The following is a 16,224-nucleotide window of genomic DNA, read 5'->3' as shown; positions in this document are numbered from 1 at the left end:
GAATAACGGCGATTCACGTCATCATGATTCGATATTGAAGGGGAGCGGCGCATGGGCGAGGTCAAAACGGCGATCGGGCTGATGAGCGGGACATCGATGGACGGCATCGATATCGCCCTGTTGCGCACGGATGGCGAAAGCGTGGTGCGGCACGGGCCGAGCGGTTATTTCCCCTATGATCCGGGCCTGCGGGCCATCTGGCAGAAGGCGCTTGTGACAGCCAAATCCATTCGCGAACGGCGCGAGCGTCCCGGCGATCTTGGTGAGGCAGAGCGCAAGCTGACGCTTGCCCATGCCGCGGCGGTCAAATCCTTCCTCCACCGTCACCGGCTTGAAGCCGGCGATATCGATGTGATCGGTTTTCATGGCCAGACGGTGCTGCACCGCCCGGATGAGGCGCTGACCGTGCAGATCGGCGACGGGCCTCTGCTGGCGGAGGAAACCGGTATCGATGTGGTTTACGATATGCGCGCCAACGACATGGTGCATGGCGGGCAGGGTGCGCCGCTGATCCCTGCTTATCATATGGCGCTCTCCGCCAATCTGCCTGATGGCTTCGAAACGCCAGCCGTTTTCGTCAACATCGGCGGCATATCCAACCTGACCTATATCGGCGATGGCGGGCGGCTTGCCGCTTTCGACAGCGGCCCCGGCAACATGTTGATCGACCAGTGGATCGAGGCGCATACGGGCAAAGCCTTCGACAAGGGTGGCAGGACGGCGGCAGGCGGCAGTGTCGTTGCTTCCCTCGTCACGCGTTATATGGAAAGCCCGTTCTTCTCGGCCAATATCCGCCGCTCCCTTGATCGCAGCGATTTTGTGCCACCGCAAAAGGGCGAGGCCTCGTTTGCCGACGGCGCACGTACGCTGTCGCATCTGACGGGCGCTGCAATCCTCAAATCGGCGAGCTACCTGCCGGAAGAAGCAAAAACCTATGTGGTCTGCGGTGGCGGACGTCTCAACCCGGTGATCATGGAAGAGTTTGCAAACCTTGCCGCAAAGGTGGGGGCGCGGGTGATTGCGGCGGAAGAGGCGGGTTTCGATGGCGGGGCAATGGAAGCGGAGGCCTGGGCCTATCTGGCCGTGCGTTCGCTTAAAGGCCTGCCGCTGACCTATCCCGGCACGACGGGCGTGAATGAGCCGGTGACGGGTGGGGTTTTGGTGAGGGCGTAATAGACGACGGCGGGCTTGGCTTACCCCCTCTGCCCTGCCGGGCATCTCCCCCTCAAGGGGGGAGATCGAATCGTGGTGACCTTCCGGCCATCTTTAAGCAGCGTAGGCGAGGAGCAAGCGTCTAGCTGATCTCCCTCCTTGTGGGGGAGATGCCCGGCAGGGCAGAGGGGGGTGAGCCACACCCGCCGTCGATAACTATGGCCTGCCCAAACTATACGCCCCAAATCACCGAATACGCTTCGCTGCCGGTTCCGGCACCAGTTCACCATTCAGGCGGCGGTCGAGGTAGTCCTCGCATTCGCTCATCAGCTCATCAACCTTGCCGTTGAAGAAGTGGTTGGCGCCGGGAAGGGTGCGGTGGGTGATGAGGATGCCCTTCTGGGTCTTCAGCTTTTCGACCAGACCGTTGACGTCCTTCTCAGGCGCGACCTTGTCGGCGTCGCCATTGATGATGAGGCCGGAAGACGGGCAGGGGGCGAGGAAAGAGAAGTCGTAGGTGTTGGGCTGCGGCGCAATCGACATGAAACCTTCGATTTCCGGGCGACGCATCAGAAGCTGCATGCCGATCCAGGCGCCGAAAGAATAACCGGCGACCCAGCAGCTTTTCGAATCGGGATGCAGGCTCTGCACCCAGTCGAGAGCGGATGCGGCGTCGGAAAGCTCGCCGGCGCCATGGTCAAACTCGCCCTGGCTGCGGCCGATGGAGCGGAAGTTGAACCGGAGCGTCGTGAAACCGCGCTTCTGGAAAAGATAGAAGAGCTGATAAACGATCTGGTTGTTCATCGTGCCGCCGAACTGCGGGTGCGGATGAAGGATGATCGCTATCGGCGCGCTCTTTTCCTTGGAGGGTTGATAACGGCCTTCGAGGCGACCCGCAGGGCCGTTAAAAATGACTTCGGGCATTGGTACTCCGGTCGTGTTTTTTCATTCTCCAACCGCATTCTTCCGACGAGAAGACTTGACGAACTGTGTCATCTTTTCTAGAACGCAGTTTAGAATAATTCGAAACTTTGCGTGTGCTTAAGCACTCGGACCGTGTCATAAGGCAAGCGCAACTGTAATTTCAAGAAAAATGCGTTTTGGCGCATGGAAGATTGAGCGAAGCTTTTCCGCGATGACGGTTTTGACGCGCACATATATGGACTGGAACGCCACGGCGCCGCTTTTGCCTGCGGTGCGGGATGCTCTTGTCCGCGCTCTCGATATCACGGGTAATCCGTCCTCCGTACACCGGGAAGGGCGCGCAGCCCGTGCGGCCGTCGAGGCCGCGCGTCGTGACGTTGCTGTGGTCTGCGGCGCCCAGGCGTCGCATGTGACCTTTACGAGCGGTGCGACCGAAGCGGCCAATCTGGTGCTTTCGCCTGAGTTCAAGATGGGGCGCGCTCCCGTACGCTATGGTCGTCTTTACGTTTCGGCGATCGAACACCCTGCTTTTCGCGAAGGTGGCCGGTTCGACAAGGCTGACGTTACGGAAATTCCCGTTACGTCAGCGGGTGTCATCGATCTTGCGGCCCTTGAGGCGCTGCTGTCAGCGCACGACAAGTCCACTGGTCTGCCGATGGTCGCCTGCATGCTGGTCAATAATGAGACCGGCATTCTTCAGCCGGTGGCTGAAGCGGCGCGGCTTGCGCATGCAGCTGGGGGATTGATGGTCGTCGATGCCGTGCAGGCTGCCGGCCGCGTTCCGCTCGATATCAATGCATTGGAGGCCGATTTCCTTGTGATCTCGTCCCACAAGCTTGGTGGCCCGAAGGGTGCTGGGGCGCTGGTGTCCCGCGGCGAGGTGATGATGCCGAAGCCGCTGATCCATGGTGGCGGTCAGGAAAAGGGACATCGTTCCGGTACTGAAAATACCCTGTCGGTCATCGGTTTCGGTGCCGCCGCCGCTATTGCTGCGCAAAACCTCGAGACCGAAGCGACGCGTCTTGCAGCGCTGCGCGCAAGGCTGGAAGACGGCATGCGGGCAGTCGCGCCTGACGTGATCATCTACGGTGAGGATGTCGGCCGTGTCGGCAATACCACGTTTTTCACCTTGCCCGGTTTGAAGGCGGAAACGGGCCAGATTGCATTCGATATCGAAGGCATTGCGCTCTCGGCCGGTTCGGCCTGCTCGTCCGGCAAGGTGGGTGAAAGCCATGTGCTGACGGCGATGGGACGCGATCCCAAGCTTGGCGCACTCAGGATTTCCCTTGGTCATGCGACTGATGAGGCGGATATCGAGCACGCGCTCGCAGCCTTTACGAAAATTGCCGGGCGGCGCAGGCTAACCGGTCAGGCCGCTTAAAATGCGGCAAAGAATTGCGGAATAGCAATTTTCCGCTTGCCGGGATGTGTGAAAAGCGCCATCCCGCACTTACATGGGTATAAGCTCCGCCCCGTTTATACGGGCCCGGATTATTTGCCCGAAGATGGATGAAGGCGGCTATCCGCCTTGATACGTTGACAAGCCACCGGACCTTGGCTCCGGCGAGATTGGAGAACGACATGGCAGCGGTTCAGGAAACGATCGATCAGGTCCGCCAGATCGATGTGGACCAGTATAAATACGGCTTCGAGACACAGATCGAAGTCGACAAGGCCCCGAAGGGCCTTTCGGAAGAGGTTATCCGCTTCATCTCGGCCAAGAAGCAGGAGCCGGAATGGATGCTGGAATGGCGTCTTGAGGCTTACAAGCGCTGGCTGACGATGGAAGAGCCGACATGGGCGCGCGTCAGCTATCCCAAGATCGACTTCAACGATCTCTATTATTATGCCGCACCGAAAAGCACCCCCGGCCCGAAGTCGCTGGACGAGGTCGATCCGGAACTGTTGAAGGTTTACGAGAAGCTCGGCATTCCGCTGAAGGAACAGGAACTCCTGGCCGGCGTGGAAAACCGCCGCGTGGCCGTGGATGCGGTGTTCGACAGCGTGTCCGTCGTCACCACCTTCAAGGCGGAACTGGCCAAGGCCGGCGTGATCTTCATGTCGATTTCCGAAGCCGTTCGCGAGCACCCGGATCTGGTGAAGAAATATCTCGGCTCGGTCGTTCCGACGACTGACAATTTCTACGCGACGCTGAACTCGGCCGTCTTCACCGACGGTTCCTTCGTGTTCGTGCCGAAGGGCGTGCGGTGCCCGATGGAGCTTTCCACCTATTTCCGCATCAACGAAAAGAACACCGGCCAGTTCGAGCGCACGCTGATCATCGCCGAAGAAGGCGCCTACGTCTCCTATCTGGAAGGCTGCACGGCACCTCAGCGCGACGAGAACCAGCTTCACGCCGCCGTGGTGGAACTCGTGGCACTCGACGATGCCGAAATCAAATATTCCACCGTCCAGAACTGGTATCCGGGCGACAAGGACGGCAAGGGCGGCATCTACAACTTCGTGACCAAGCGCGGCGATTGCCGTGGCAACCGTTCGAAGATTTCGTGGACGCAGGTTGAAACCGGTTCTGCCATCACCTGGAAATACCCGTCCTGCATTTTGCGCGGCGACGACAGCCGTGGCGAATTCTATTCGATCGCGGTTTCCAACGGCCATCAGCAGATCGACAGTGGCACCAAGATGATCCATCTCGGCAAGAACACGTCGAGCCGCATCATCGCCAAGGGCATTGCCGCCGGTTTCTCGGAAAACGTCTATCGCGGACAGGTCTCGGCTCACCGCAAGGCGACCAACACGCGCAACTTCACGCAGTGCGACTCGCTTCTGATCGGCGACAAGTGCGGCGCGCATACCGTGCCCTATATCGAGGCGAAGAACTCGTCTGCTCATTTCGAGCATGAGGCGACCACGTCGAAGATTTCCGAAGACCAGCTGTTCTATTGCCTGCAGCGCGGCATTCCCGAGGAGTCGGCCATCGCACTGATCGTCAACGGCTTCGTGAAGGATGTCATCCAGCAGCTGCCGATGGAGTTTGCGGTTGAAGCGCAGAAGCTGATCGGCATTTCGCTGGAAGGTTCGGTCGGCTGATCGTCATACGAATACGCACTTTGAGTGCGCGGTTTCGCGCACCTTCGCTCACACTATTCTTAGGATAAAACCATGCTTGAAATCATCGACCTGCACGCAAAGATCGCCGATACCGAAACCGAGATCATCAAGGGCCTCAACCTTAAGGTTGCTGCCGGTGAAGTTGCGGCCATCATGGGCCCGAACGGTTCCGGCAAGTCGACGCTGTCCTACATCCTGTCGGGCCGCGAAGACTATGAAGTCACCTCCGGTGACATCCTCTACAACGGCGAAAGCATTCTGGAACTGGATGCCGCCGAGCGCGCTGCCAAGGGTATTTTCCTGGCCTTCCAGTATCCCGTCGAAATTCCGGGTGTTGCCACCATGCAGTTCCTCAAGGTTGCTATGAACGAGCAGCGCAAAGCGCGCGGCGAGGCCGAGCTGACGACGCCGGACTTCATCCGTCGCGTCAAGGAAGCTGCCGGCGATCTGAAGATCGACATGGACATGCTGAAGCGTCCGCTGAACGTTGGGTTCTCCGGCGGTGAGAAGAAGCGCGCCGAAATCCTGCAGATGGCGCTGCTGGAGCCGAAGCTCTGCGTTCTCGACGAAACCGATAGCGGCCTCGACATCGACGCGCTGAAGATCGTGGCTGATGGCGTCAACGCGCTGAAGTCGCCGGATCGCGCCACTGTCGTCATCACCCACTACCAGCGCCTGCTCGATTACATCGTGCCTGATAGCGTTCACGTTCTTTACAAGGGCAAGATCATCCGTTCGGGCGACAAGGCCCTGGCGCTGGAGCTGGAAAACAATGGTTACGCCGACATCATCGGTGAAGCGGCCTAAGCAAGAGGCCAGGAGGTGATGTCCATGAACATTCAAACGACCAATCGGCTGACGCCAGCGGAAACCGCGCTGATCGACGCCTATACCGCCAAGTTCAGCGAATTGCCGGGCAATGGTGCGGTTGTCGCCGCCCGTGACGTGCTGTTCGACGATCTGAAGACCGGCGGTCTTCCGACCCGCCGCATCGAGGCGTGGCACTATACCGATCTCAAGAGCCTGTTGCGTGCCATTCCGGAAGACCAGCCCGCTCCAGTCATCGAGAAGGCCGCGTCCGTCATCGCTGGTTCGCCGGTCGCCTATGTGCTGCATGGCACGGCTAATGTTGGCAAGGTCGAGGATATCAGCGTTTCGAGCTTCGCTGAAAGTCTGCTCGACGGTTCCGCCGCCGCAGGTCTTGCCGAAGCCAGCAAGGACGACGTGATCGGCCGTATCAATGGCAGCTTCGTGCGCGACGGTCTGACGCTCGACATCCCGGCTGATGCCGATATCGAGAAGCCGATCGAATTGCAGGCCATCCATGGTGCCGGTCAGGTTCACAGCCGCTTTCCGGTACGCTTCGGCAAGGGTTCCAAGGCAACCGTTATCGAGCGTCACCTTTCGGTGACTTCCGATGCGGCCTTTGTTTCCTCCGTCACCGACATTGTCGTTGAAGACGGCGCGGAAGTGACCTGGATCATCCTGCAGCAGCAGGGTGCCGCCGATATCCATCTCGGCCAGCTGCGCATGAAAATCGGCGCGGATGCCAAGATTCGCCTGTTCGTGATCAATGCCGGCGGCAAGCTGGTGCGGCAGGAACTGCGCATCGACGTGGATGGCGAGGGTACTGACCTCATCGTTCGCGGCGTCAACCTGTTGGGCGGCGAAACCCATACCGACGTGACGATGGTTCTTGGCCACAACGTGCCGAACACGACCTCGACGGAAGTGTTCCGCAACGTGGTCTTCGACCGTGCAAAGGGCATTTTCCAGGGCATGATCCGGGTTGCCCCCGATGCCCAGAAGACCGATGCGAAGATGGCGTGTAATACGCTGCTGATGTCTGACGATGGCGAGTTCTCGGCAAAGCCGGAGCTTGAAATCTTCGCCGACGACGTTCAGTGCGGTCACGGTGCGACGGTTGCCGATATTGACGACAACCATCTCTATTATCTGATGGCGCGCGGCGTGCCGCGGGCAAAGGCGCGGGCGATGCTCGTCAATGCCTTCGTCGCTGAGATCGCCGAGGAACTGGAAGAAGAAAATCTGGTAGAGGCGCTGGAGACGATCATCTCCGGCTGGCTGGAACATCATGCCTGAGAGCGAACGCGCCGCACTGGCGGCCCCCTATGACGTCGAAGCAGTGCGGAAGGATTTTCCGATCCTTTCGCGCGAGGTCTATGGCAAGCCGCTGGTCTATCTCGACAACGGCGCGTCCGCTCAAAAACCGCAAGTGGTGATCGACGCCATTTCGCATGCTTATTCCAATGAATACGCGAATGTGCATCGCGGCCTGCATTTCCTCTCCAATGCCGCAACGGATGCCTATGAGGCATCGCGCGAAAAGGTGCGCCGTTTTCTGAACGCCGGTTCGGTGGATGAAATCGTCTTCACCAAATCCTCGACCGAGGCGATCAATACGGTCGCTTACGGTTACGGCATGCCTGTTATTGGCGAGGGCGACGAGATCGTCATCTCGATCATGGAGCATCACTCCAACATCGTGCCGTGGCATTTCATCCGCGAACGGCAGGGCGCCAAGCTCGTCTGGGTGCCGGTGGATGATGACGGCGCGTTCCATATCGAGGCTTTCGAAAAGAGCCTGACGGAGCGCACCAAGCTCGTCGCCATCACCCATATGTCGAATGCGCTCGGCACCATCGTTCCGGTCAAGGAAATCTGCCGCATTGCCCATGAGCGCGGCATTCCGGTGCTGATCGATGGTTCACAGGGCGCGGTTCACATGCCGGTCGATGTGCGCGATATCGATTGCGACTGGTATGTGATGACCGGCCACAAGCTTTACGGTCCCTCGGGCATCGGCGTGCTCTATGGCAAGGCTGACCGCTTGCGCGAGATGCGGCCGTTCCAGGGCGGCGGCGAGATGATCCTCGACGTTTCCGAAGACAACGTGACCTATAACGAGCCGCCGCATCGCTTTGAAGCGGGTACGCCGCCGATCGTGCAGGCCATCGGTCTCGGTTACGCGCTTGATTATATGGACAATCTCGGCCGTGCCGCGATTGCCGCGCATGAGGCAGATCTTGCGGCTTACGCCGCTGAGCGGCTGCGCGAGATCAATTCGCTGCGCATCATCGGCAATGCGCCTGACAAGGGCGGCATCTTCTCCTTCGAGCTCGAGGGCATCCATGCCCATGACGTCTCGATGGTGATCGACCGGCGCGGCGTTGCCGTGCGGGCCGGCACCCATTGCGCCATGCCGCTCTTGAAACGGTTCGGCGTCACCTCCACATGCCGGGCATCGTTCGGCCTTTACAATACCCGCGCCGAAGTAGACTCTCTTGTTGAGGCGCTGGAATATGCGCGCAAATTTTTCGCCTGATATCGGAATAAGAGATCAGGATTGAGGTTTAAGACCATGACTGCCGAAGCCACTGCAAAGACCCAGGATGCGACCGAAGCTCAGGAAAAGGTATCCACCATTCCGCCGGATGAGCTGGCGCGCCTCAGCGACGACGTGATTGCGGCGCTGAAAACCGTCTACGACCCGGAAATTCCAGCCGACATCTTCGAACTCGGTCTCGTCTACAAGATCGATATCGAGGACGACCGGATGGTCAAGATCGTCATGACGCTGACGGCCCCGGGTTGCCCGGTTGCAGGTGAAATGCCGGGCTGGGTGGAAAATGCCGTGGGTGCCGTCGAGGGTGTTTCCGGTGTTACCGTTGAAATGACCTTCGATCCGCCGTGGACGCCGGACCGCATGTCGGAAGAAGCGCAGGTCGCCGTCGGCTGGTACTGACGTGATTTTGACAGGTGTCATCCCTTGATGACACTCTCAGGCGCTATTAAGTTGAATTCCATAAGCATCGAGCCTTGAACTCGATTGTCGAAGGAGAATGGGCCGATGGGCTTTGCGATCATGACCATGACCGGGGCTGCCGCCTCGCGTGTTAAAGCAATCGTCGAAAATTCCGGCCCTGATGCCAAGGGCGTGCGCGTCGGCATCAAGAAGGGCGGCTGCGCGGGCATGGAATATACCATCGACCTCGTGACCGAAGCGGATGCGAAGGACGATCTGGTCGAATTCGAAGGCGCCAGGGTCTGGGTTCAGCCTTCTGCCGTGCTTTATCTGCTCGGCACGCAGATGGATTTCGAAGTGACCAAGATGCGCTCTGGCTTCACCTTCAACAATCCGAACCAGACATCCGCCTGCGGCTGTGGTGAATCGGTTGAGCTGAAGCCTGCCGATCTGGCAGCGCTGGCAAAGCAGCGCGAGGCAGAGGCCAGCGTCTGATTGGTTACGGCTATCTCTGCGATGGAGAGGCAGACCTTTCTTATGCACGCAGCGCTCCCACAAACGCGACGTCATCCCCGTCAAATCGCTTGAGACGTTTGTAGATCCTCGGGTCAAGCCCGAGGATGATGGATGAGAGGTTTGAGGTTCTTTTTCCGCAAACTGCGCCCGGCGTAAAAATCAGCTTTCGAAGGATCATGACTGCTGTTTGAGGGTTTCGATAAAATCCGCCAGCGGATGAATTGATGGCGTCGTCGTCAATAGAGGTTCGAGAGCCGCCGCGATCATCCCGCAATCCCCCGCGGAAAGTGGCCGAAGGCTTGAAGTGACCTTGTTATAGTCGGGCTTGCCGCGTGACGCGAGGGAACGATTGATCACAAACACTTCCGTCTGCCCGTCAGTTCGTTCCACGAAGAGAGCGAGCGAACCGCCGTCCGCGGCAGCGGCGCTGTCCGATACCGATTTGAACATCCAGACTCCATCCGATAAACTTGAGGGTGAGCCTATCCGATTGACGCCCTGAAGCAAGGTTATCGGATATTCCGCGAGGTTTGGCAGGAGGTGCGTGACCACCTGCCACCCATACTGAAAAGGTATTTCGGACAGCTGACAGGACTGATCGTGGGGAGGAAACCGGGATGGAAATCAATAGCGCCTCGATTGATATCTGGACCATAGGTCTGATCGTCGCCGGCGTCGTGGCTGGTCTGACGCTGATCGTCGGCATTATTTATCTTACATTTTACTGGGAGGAGAAGGCGCGCCTGCGAGCGCGGTCTGCGACATCCAAGGGTGACACGCAGAATGGCCTTCAGTTCGAGCGGACCGAGGGTGGAGAATGGCCGACGGTGCACGGTGACGGGGGAACGCATCATTGAACAGGCGGATTATTTGATGCGACCGGAGCCAGATATTATCGCAAACGCGAAAGCGGCGGTGAGAGAAGCATTCGCGGGTGTCACCCTGGGTGGTGGCGTCGGCCTTTCCGAGGCGCAGGCGCTTGACGATTATGCGAATAATGAGGTTCGCGCCGCGTGTCGTGCTGGCGACGAGAAGAATGACTGGGCCGCTATCCCCGTGGAGGACCTCAACAGACATTCCGGCAGCCCCGCCTTCCTTGATGCTGAAGGAATGCGATTTCATCTGCCCGCCTATATGACTGCTGATCTCGATGGCGACTACAGGCACGAATTCGCACCCTATTCGTGCGGGTGCCAGGAGAAATTTTCCTTACTGACTCTGCTGCAACGGAATGCCGTGGAAGCGTATCTCCGCGCTATCAGTGAGACGGAAAACCTGCCGCCCTATCAGGACGATATAGAGCGCGCGCTCGAAGAATGGGTGGATATGCGTGCTCCACGGTGAGCGATTAGAGCGGATCGGGTCAATCCCCAAGGAGGAGTTGCAGCTTGCCGTTTCTTCTCACACAAAGCCGGTTGCGGTTTGAACGCCGACTTTCACTCATGCCGCAACGCTTCTATCGGGCTCAGGCTTGCCGCCCGCCGTGCCGGGAAATACCCGAAAATCACCCCGATGGCCGCCGAAAAGGCGAAAGCGAGGAAGATGATCGAGGGGCTGGTGACAAAGGGCACGGTGAGATAGCTGACGACGGCATAAGCGAGGCCGAGGCCGGTAAGGATGCCGACGAGGCCACCGAAGGCCGACAGCATGACGGCTTCCACCAGAAACTGCGTCAGCACCTGTTTTTCCAGCGCGCCGATGGCAAGTCGAATGCCGATCTCGCGGGTGCGTTCCGTCACCGAAACCAGCATGATGTTCATGATGCCGATGCCGCCGACCAGAAGGCTGACGGCGGCGACCGCGCCCAGAAGCCCGGTCAGCAGCGTCGTCGTGCCGGTCATGGCGGAGGCAATCTGCGTCATGTCGTTGACGGTGAAATCATCCTCACGGCCGATGCCGATGCGGCGGCGCTCGCGCAGCAGGTTCTGCAGGTCGCTCTGCACCTTGGCGGTAGAAACGCCATCCTGCGCTGAAACCATGATCGAGGAAATGGTGGTAGTGCCGCCGATGCGCCGCTGGTGGATTTTAAGCGGCATGATGATCGTGTCGTCCTGGTCGTCACCGAGGCCGGACTGGCCTTTTCTGGCCAGCACACCGATGACGGGGCAGGAGATGTTGCTGACGCGGATCGTCTGTCCCACAGGGTTTTCTGCCCCAAAGAGTTCCTGACGCACCGTTTCGCCGATGATGCAGCCGATCTGACCGCCGCGATCTTCGGCGGGCTGGAAGTCGCGGCCGAGCGCAATGGTCCAGTCCTGCGCGATCAGATAATCGTTGGTGGTGCCGATGACACTTGTCTGGTGGTTCTTGCCGCCGAAAATGACGGTTGCGGCGGAACTGCGGTTCTGCGGCGCAACGGCACGGATGCCTGATATCTGGTTGCGGATGGCCTCGATATCGCGGTCGTCAAAGCGTTTGGCTTCGGTGCTCGCCCTTCCGGGGCCGAACTGGCCGGGACGGACGAACAGCATGTTGGTGCCGAGCCGTGACAGTTCCGATTTCACCTGTTCCGTCGTGCCATTGCCGATGGTGACCATGGCGATGACGGCGGCCACGCCGATGACGACACCAAGCACGGTGAGGAAGGAGCGCAGCAGGTTGCGGCTGATGGCGCGCAGCGCAAGACGCGACGTTTCAAAGAACATCTGATGTCTCCTTTTTGTCCGCGGCGCTATCGGAGGCGAGATGGCCGTCGACAAAGCGCAGGAGGCGTCCGGCGTGGGCGGCGATATCCTCTTCATGCGTGACCATGACGACGGTGATACCCCTGTCACGATTGAGTGCGGTGATCAGTTCCATGATCTCGACACTGGTTTTCGTATCGAGATTGCCGGTCGGCTCGTCGGCCAGAAGCAGGGCAGGGCGGGTGACGATGGCGCGGGCAATGGCCACACGCTGCTGCTGGCCGCCGGAAAGCTCCTGCGTGGTGTGGTCCTCGCGGCCCTTCAAACCTACCTGCGCCAGCGCCTCCATGGCGCGCTCGCGCCGTTCCGAGGCTTTCATGCCACGATAGATCAGCGGCAGCTCGACATTTTCCATGGCCGAGGTGCGCGAGAGAAGATTGAAACCCTGAAACACGAAACCCAGCATGTGCCGGCGCAGCAGCGTCAAATGTTCATTGTCGAAACTGCTGGTCGGCACACCCTGGAACAGATATTCGCCTGATGTCGGCACATCCAGACAGCCGATGATGTTCATCGAGGTGGATTTGCCCGATCCTGACGGCCCCATGATGGCAACGAACTCCTTCTCGCGAATGGAGAGGCTGACGCCATCGAGCGCGCGGATCGTCGCTTCGCCGCGGCCATATTGCTTGACGACATCGCGGAATTCGATGAGCGGCGGCTGTTGCATGCGCTTGTCCTCCGTCAGCCGGCGTTGCGGGCCGTTGCGTCGGTGATCACCTGGTCATCGGCCTTCAACTCGCCCGATTTTACCACGGTATGCTGGCCGTCGGTGGAACCGGTTTCAATGGAAACGGAGACCGGATTGTTGTTGCGCAGCACCCAGACCGTTCTTTTGCCTGTCGCAGCCTGGCCGGCGTCGCGGTTCTGCGAGCGGCCCATGCGGGGCGGGCGGAACAGGCTCATCAGCCCGCCGCCACGGGAGGCGGATTCGCGCGGCGGCGTATAACGAAGCGCGGAATTCGGCACCAGCAGCGTGTCCTTGATTTCCTCGACGATGATATTGGCGGTCGCCGTCATGCCGGGGCGCAGCAGCAGTTCCTCATTGTCGACAGTCAATATGCCCTTGTAGGTCACCACGTTAGACACGGTTTCGGACGCGAAGCGCACGGTCTCGATCTCGGCCGGGAAACTGCGGTCGGGATAGGCATCGACATTAAAATTGGCCTTCTGGCCGGTTTCGACCTTGCCGACATCGGCCTCATCCACTGAGACCTGCAATTCCATGTGGCGCAAATCACCGGCGATGGTGAAGAGAACAGGGGCGTTGAGCGAGGAGGCGACGGTGGCGCCGGGATCGACGCTGCGGGTGAGGATGACGCCATCGATGGGCGAGACGATCTTTGCCTTGCCGAGATTGACCTCGGCGAGCCTCAGATCCGCCTCCGCTGACAGCACCGTTGCCTCGTTGACCTGCAGCGTGGCGGCGGCGGCATCATGGGTGAACTGCGCCGCATCCAGATCCTGCTGGCTGGACACCCGGTTCTGCACCAGCGATCTCAGGCGCTCCATCGAGGTTTTTGCCGAGCCGAGATCGGCGCGCGCCTTCAGCACGTTGGCCTTGGCGGAGGCAAGCTTGGCGCGGGCGCTCTGCACGTCGGCCTCCAGCTTGTTGGTATCCAGTTCCGCCAACACGTCTCCGGCCTTGACCGGCGTATTATAGGTGACGTTGACCTTGCGCACCGTGCCGGACAGTTCGCTCGATATATCGACCTGATCCGTCGGCTGAACCGAGCCCGTGGAGGTGACGATGACCGAGAGATCGCCCTGACGCGCGGCCTCCGTGGTGTAGCTATAGGCGACGCCGGCTGCGCGTGACTGGTAATAATAACCAAGGCCCCCGCCAATCAGCACAATGGCTGCTGCGGCATAGAGAAACCGACGCGACTTTTTCTTGCGGCCGTTTCTGTTCGTTCCCAGAATCTCGCGCAGATCGGGCTGGCTGTTTTTTGTATCGCTGCCACTAGTATTGGCGTCATTCATTCTCATCACCCGCAAAATTCAAAATACCACAGAGGGTTGTTTCCGCTCTCCGGTTTGTCCGTCCATCTGTCGCCGTTGTATTCCTCTGATTGTGGGAAGTGACATAGCTTGCCCTGAGGGTGAAGTGAAAACTTGGTAATATTTATGATAGTTCTGGTCTGCTAGAGATAAATCCGGAAATATTGATGCCATAAACGCGGCTGAGCTTTCAGCGGCGACATTCAGGACGATGATGAAATGAACGACAATGTGGTGAAGTTCCGCAAACCGGTGCCGCCGAAGAAGCCACGCGAACCGCTGGGGCCGAAAGCTAGGAAGGCTTTGACGATTGCGGCTGTCATCGCGTTTTTTGTGGCGGTGTGGGGGTATTTCACACTGTTTGGGCAGGGGTAGGCGCGTCTTTCGAGAGTACATGGGCTGCAAACCTGCAGGCCCGGAAGCGCAGTCGCTTCTTGCATCTGGGCGCTTTGCGACAATCGATGCCACCAATTATCTTCCGTCATTGGAGAGAATAAAGCGGCGCAGCAGGGTGATTTAATATTGATCGATTCCACGGTATTGTTCAGCATAGCAGTAGCGCCATGGTCGGGGGGAGAAAATGGGGCGGGCGGTTTGGGCAATCGCAGTGGGAGTTTTGGTAAGTCTTGGCGCGTTTATGGTGCTTAGCCTGTTGGGCGTCGGAGTCGGCTGGTGGTTCTTAGACACAATCACCCCAACCGTATCCGGGGTAACCAAAAACACGAACACGGGCGACTGGGGTAGAATGCTCCTCTTGCCGTTGTCCATGACCGTAGGCATCGTCTGCGGAGCTCTCGTGTTTGACCCAGGCATGTCCAGCAAGACGGAGGCGATCGCGGTTTCGATCGTGTTTTTTCTTCTCGTATCAGTCTCGGGAATAAATTTCTGGACCAATGATAACCTGATAAATGTGAACGCCCAGTTGGTGATCGACGTTTTCTTGAGCGTTTCGGCACTGGCCGTCATCATCCTGCTTCTTCGGTGGGAACCAACACGTCCGACCACGCTAGCTGTGCAGAGAGTTGCGCTATTCCTGATAACTGTCTTTGGGTTCGTCTTGCCCCTATTTTACGGAACGAGCCTATTACTGCAGGGTATGGGCTTCGAAGGCGAGCTGAAAAAGATATCCGACTTTATCGGCTTCATTTCCGCCGCATTGGGACTGGTTGCGGCAGCTGCACCAAATCTGTTAGCGAAGCGTAGCTGATCCGCAACCTCGCGACAGTGCCACCACCCCTCATGAGGGACTGATTGCAAACCGAATGAGTGTAGAGGTGCCAGACTCTGAGTTTCGGAGCTCTTGAGACAATCCGGACGTATCTGACGTTGCAGAAAAAATGGCGACCCCTGCAGGACTCGAACCTGCGACCTACTGCTTAGAAGGCAGTTGCTCTATCCAGTTGAGCTAAGGGGCCGTCATGCCGGGCAGGGATTGCGCCGGCCTGAAGTCGTCGTGTTTCAGTGCGTCCAGGGCTGGGTGCGGTTGAAACGGAAATTGTCGGTGTAGGAAACCACCTTGCGGGTCGCTTCCTTCGGCTGGATGACGCGGTATTCGATGCCCTTGCGCTGGGCATAGGCTTCGGCCTGTTCCTGCGTCTCGAATGTCAGCTTGAGCTGCTGCTTCATGTCGGAACTGGAGGTGTAGCCCATGATCGGATCGATCTTACGCGGAACTTCGGCGTCGAATTCCAGAACCCAGACATTGGTCTTCGCCTTGCCGGATTGCATGGCGGTTTTTGCAGGGCGGTAAATCTTCGCAGACATGTCGAAACTGCTCCGGTTGGACAGTGGGGCACAACACCCCGAATTATTCATCACGTACCTGAATAGAATAACCAAATCGTGTCAGGAACGTTGAATTTGAAATGGACTGACTTCGGGTGAGAGTCAAGACGATTATCCCCTCGCAGTCCGATCGCACTCCGCCGTTTCGGCGTCATGTTTTGCCCATCGGGGCCGCGGTTGAACAAAGATGAATTTCCCTGTTGCGGACTGCGGGTGAACCGTGTATTCCCCAGCCATCGCCTCGGCGGAGTGTAGCGCAGTCTGGTAGCGCATCTGGTTTGGGACCAGAGGGTCGGGAGTTCGAATCTCTCCACTCCGACCATT

18 protein-coding genes and 2 tRNA genes are annotated in these 16,224 nt (G+C 58.8%); 13 read left to right on the top strand and 7 right to left on the bottom strand.

The features are described 5' to 3' along the window. Nucleotides 1–51: 51 nt before the first annotated feature. On the top strand, nucleotides 52–1,173 hold the full coding sequence (locus MRBLRC7O_RS07490) for an anhydro-N-acetylmuramic acid kinase (protein WP_003507950.1): 1,122 nt from the start codon (nucleotides 52–54) through the stop codon (nucleotides 1,171–1,173). Between the two features lie 225 nt (nucleotides 1,174–1,398). Here MRBLRC7O_RS07490 and MRBLRC7O_RS07485 read toward each other — a convergent pair whose 3' ends face one another. Continuing rightward, nucleotides 1,399–2,076, bottom strand: coding sequence for an alpha/beta hydrolase (locus MRBLRC7O_RS07485; protein ID WP_003507952.1), 678 nt, complete (start codon nucleotides 2,074–2,076; stop codon nucleotides 1,399–1,401). A 211-nt stretch (nucleotides 2,077–2,287) separates the two neighbouring features. Between MRBLRC7O_RS07485 and MRBLRC7O_RS07480 the strand changes: the two genes are divergently transcribed. The 7 genes from MRBLRC7O_RS07480 to sufA all read left to right on the top strand — a co-directional run bounded on the left by MRBLRC7O_RS07480 (nucleotide 2,288) and on the right by sufA (nucleotide 9,409). Continuing rightward, a complete protein-coding gene (locus tag MRBLRC7O_RS07480) occupies nucleotides 2,288–3,457 on the top strand; it encodes a cysteine desulfurase family protein (RefSeq protein WP_003507953.1) in 1,170 nt (389 codons plus the stop codon). Nucleotides 3,458–3,657: 200 nt separating this feature from the next. After that, nucleotides 3,658–5,127, top strand: a complete 1,470-nt coding sequence (gene sufB / locus MRBLRC7O_RS07475) for a Fe-S cluster assembly protein SufB (protein WP_080866245.1) — start codon at nucleotides 3,658–3,660, stop codon at nucleotides 5,125–5,127. Nucleotides 5,128–5,199: 72 nt separating this feature from the next. Next, nucleotides 5,200–5,955, top strand: a complete 756-nt coding sequence (sufC, locus tag MRBLRC7O_RS07470) for a Fe-S cluster assembly ATPase SufC (protein WP_003507958.1) — start codon at nucleotides 5,200–5,202, stop codon at nucleotides 5,953–5,955. A gap of 24 nt (nucleotides 5,956–5,979) precedes the next feature. Beyond that, complete coding sequence (gene sufD / locus MRBLRC7O_RS07465; protein WP_003507960.1) at nucleotides 5,980–7,251, top strand: Fe-S cluster assembly protein SufD; 1,272 nt, start codon at nucleotides 5,980–5,982, stop codon at nucleotides 7,249–7,251. Next, a complete protein-coding gene (locus MRBLRC7O_RS07460) occupies nucleotides 7,244–8,494 on the top strand; it encodes a cysteine desulfurase (RefSeq protein ID WP_003507962.1) in 1,251 nt (416 codons plus the stop codon). The genes sufD and MRBLRC7O_RS07460 overlap by 8 nt, the downstream gene beginning before the upstream one ends. 36 nt (nucleotides 8,495–8,530) lie before the next feature. Next, complete coding sequence (locus MRBLRC7O_RS07455; RefSeq protein ID WP_003507963.1) at nucleotides 8,531–8,914, top strand: SUF system Fe-S cluster assembly protein; 384 nt, start codon at nucleotides 8,531–8,533, stop codon at nucleotides 8,912–8,914. Between the two features lie 105 nt (nucleotides 8,915–9,019). Then, on the top strand, nucleotides 9,020–9,409 hold the full coding sequence (gene sufA / locus MRBLRC7O_RS07450) for a Fe-S cluster assembly scaffold SufA (protein WP_003507965.1): 390 nt from the start codon (nucleotides 9,020–9,022) through the stop codon (nucleotides 9,407–9,409). Nucleotides 9,410–9,604: 195 nt separating this feature from the next. On the opposite strand, the gene MRBLRC7O_RS07445 is transcribed toward sufA, so the two are convergent. Further along, on the bottom strand, nucleotides 9,605–9,880 hold the full coding sequence (locus MRBLRC7O_RS07445; protein WP_003507967.1) for a hypothetical protein: 276 nt from the start codon (nucleotides 9,878–9,880) through the stop codon (nucleotides 9,605–9,607). Nucleotides 9,881–10,047: 167 nt separating this feature from the next. On the opposite strand from MRBLRC7O_RS07445, the gene MRBLRC7O_RS07440 reads away from it, so the two are divergent. Then, nucleotides 10,048–10,287, top strand: a complete 240-nt coding sequence (locus tag MRBLRC7O_RS07440; RefSeq protein ID WP_003507969.1) for a hypothetical protein — start codon at nucleotides 10,048–10,050, stop codon at nucleotides 10,285–10,287. Further along, a complete protein-coding gene (locus tag MRBLRC7O_RS07435; RefSeq protein WP_003507971.1) occupies nucleotides 10,265–10,774 on the top strand; it encodes a DUF6714 family protein in 510 nt (169 codons plus the stop codon). Before MRBLRC7O_RS07440 ends, MRBLRC7O_RS07435 begins: the two co-directional genes overlap by 23 nt. A 92-nt stretch (nucleotides 10,775–10,866) precedes the next feature. Here MRBLRC7O_RS07435 and MRBLRC7O_RS07430 read toward each other — a convergent pair whose 3' ends face one another. Genes MRBLRC7O_RS07430 through MRBLRC7O_RS07420 form a run of 3 tightly spaced genes read right to left on the bottom strand, consistent with a single transcriptional unit; the run spans nucleotide 10,867 to nucleotide 14,097 of the window. Further along, nucleotides 10,867–12,075 carry an ABC transporter permease gene (locus MRBLRC7O_RS07430; protein WP_003507972.1) on the bottom strand — a complete coding sequence of 403 codons (1,209 nt, stop codon included), beginning with the start codon at nucleotides 12,073–12,075 and terminating at the stop codon, nucleotides 10,867–10,869. Beyond that, nucleotides 12,065–12,784: an ABC transporter ATP-binding protein gene (locus MRBLRC7O_RS07425; protein WP_003507973.1), complete on the bottom strand. Its 720-nt coding sequence runs from the start codon at nucleotides 12,782–12,784 to the stop codon at nucleotides 12,065–12,067. Before MRBLRC7O_RS07425 ends, MRBLRC7O_RS07430 begins: the two co-directional genes overlap by 11 nt. Nucleotides 12,785–12,798: 14 nt before the next feature. Next, on the bottom strand, nucleotides 12,799–14,097 hold the full coding sequence (locus tag MRBLRC7O_RS07420) for an efflux RND transporter periplasmic adaptor subunit (protein ID WP_003507975.1): 1,299 nt from the start codon (nucleotides 14,095–14,097) through the stop codon (nucleotides 12,799–12,801). A 237-nt stretch (nucleotides 14,098–14,334) separates the two neighbouring features. Between MRBLRC7O_RS07420 and MRBLRC7O_RS07415 the strand changes: the two genes are divergently transcribed. Beyond that, nucleotides 14,335–14,490, top strand: coding sequence for a hypothetical protein (locus MRBLRC7O_RS07415; protein WP_003507979.1), 156 nt, complete (start codon nucleotides 14,335–14,337; stop codon nucleotides 14,488–14,490). A 205-nt stretch (nucleotides 14,491–14,695) separates the two neighbouring features. Then, the gene (locus MRBLRC7O_RS07410; RefSeq protein ID WP_003507981.1) at nucleotides 14,696–15,322 is read left to right on the top strand and encodes a hypothetical protein; all 627 of its coding nucleotides are present in this window, start codon (nucleotides 14,696–14,698) and stop codon (nucleotides 15,320–15,322) included. Between the two features lie 131 nt (nucleotides 15,323–15,453). On the opposite strand, the gene MRBLRC7O_RS07405 is transcribed toward MRBLRC7O_RS07410, so the two are convergent. Together MRBLRC7O_RS07405 and MRBLRC7O_RS07400 are read right to left on the bottom strand one after the other, a co-directional pair. After that, nucleotides 15,454–15,530 (bottom strand) — tRNA-Arg (locus MRBLRC7O_RS07405). A 43-nt stretch (nucleotides 15,531–15,573) separates the two neighbouring features. Next, entirely contained in the window at nucleotides 15,574–15,879 is a 306-nt protein-coding gene (locus tag MRBLRC7O_RS07400; protein ID WP_003507982.1) for an ETC complex I subunit, read from the bottom strand. A 266-nt stretch (nucleotides 15,880–16,145) separates the two neighbouring features. On the opposite strand from MRBLRC7O_RS07400, the gene MRBLRC7O_RS07395 reads away from it, so the two are divergent. Continuing rightward, nucleotides 16,146–16,222: transfer RNA gene (locus MRBLRC7O_RS07395), tRNA-Pro, on the top strand. Nucleotides 16,223–16,224 lie beyond the last annotated feature (2 nt).

Source organism: Agrobacterium radiobacter, from assembly GCF_040801995.1.
Taxonomy (GTDB): Bacteria; Pseudomonadota; Alphaproteobacteria; order Rhizobiales; family Rhizobiaceae; genus Agrobacterium; species Agrobacterium radiobacter.
Note: the sequence above shows the minus strand (reverse complement) of the source record. Positions and strands in the feature narration are given on the sequence as shown.